This is a genomic window from Nocardioides proteolyticus, assembly GCF_051280635.3.
In the GTDB taxonomy this organism is placed as follows: Bacteria; Actinomycetota; Actinomycetes; order Propionibacteriales; family Nocardioidaceae; genus Nocardioides.
In genome coordinates, this window is the sequence record NZ_JBNBPO030000061.1 from 1 (window position 1) to 1,081 (window position 1,081).

General features: G+C 66.6%; 1 protein-coding gene. It reads right to left on the minus strand.

Annotated elements, in window-relative coordinates; genetic code table 11:
* The coding region (locus tag ACPOLA_RS19150) for an IS481 family transposase (protein WP_435772100.1) at positions 1–973 on the minus strand (973 nt) is incomplete at its 3' end.
* Positions 974–1,081 lie beyond the last annotated feature (108 nt).

Here is a 1,081-nt window from a genome sequence, read left to right on the forward strand (position 1 = left end):
TGTTCTGTCCACGCAGGTTGGGCACGAGGTCGGCTGGTGAGTTGCCGCCCAGTGCGGTGTGACCGCGGTGGTGATTGTAGGTGTGGAGCCACTCGGGGAACAGTGCTGCGCGTTCGGCCTCGGAGGTGTAGGGCCTGGCGTAGGCCCACTCCTCGAGGGTGGTCCGGTTGAACCGCTCCACCTTCCCGTTGGTCTGCGGCCGGTACGGCCTGGTCCGCTTGTGTGTGATGGCCTCCCCGAGGGCCGTGGCGAACAGGTGTGAGCGGTAGCAGGAGCCGTTGTCGGTGAGCACTCGTCGGACGGTGATCCCAACGGACTCGAAGTAGGCGTTCGCGCGCTGCCAGAACGCCGCTGCGGTCTCCTTCCGCTCGTCCTGGAGGAGCTCGCTGTAGGCGAGCCGAGTGCAGTCGTCGACGGCGTTGTGGATGAACCAGTAGCCGATCTTGCCGCGCTTGGTGTTCTTCTGGCCGGCCGCGCGGCCCAGCACCTTGTGACCACCGCCGTCAGGGATTCGGCCGAGCTTCTTGATGTCGACGTGGACCAGGTCGCCAGGCGCCTCGTGGACATAGGAGTTCGCCTTCTTTCGCGACCACTTGATCCGCACGCCGGTCGCAGGGTCGGTCCACGCCAACGGCGGACAGCCGTAACGGACCAAGATCTTGTGCACCGTCGAGACCGCCATCCCCAGCAGGTAGGCGATCCGCGCAGGCCCCCACCGTCGTGAGACCCGCAATCCGATCACACGACGCTCGACCCGGGTCGGCGTGCGGCGCGGCGAGGTCTTTGGACGCGAGGACCGATCAACCATGCCGTCCCGGCCGTGCTCGCGGTAGCGGTCGGCCCAGCGCTTCGCGGTGGTGACTGAGCAGTTCCACCGTTCTGCCGCGCGGCGCAGCGGCCAGTCCTTGTCGACGACGAGCTGGGCCAGGCGCAGACGACCAGCGGGGGTGAGTTGGGCGTTAGCGTGGGACACGAAGGCCTCCGGTTGTGAGATGCGAATGCTTGGTCGCTTCACACCTCACCCGGAGGTCTTCGTCATCGTCCAGCAGGCACGCCGTACCTAACGTCCGTGGTGAGTACA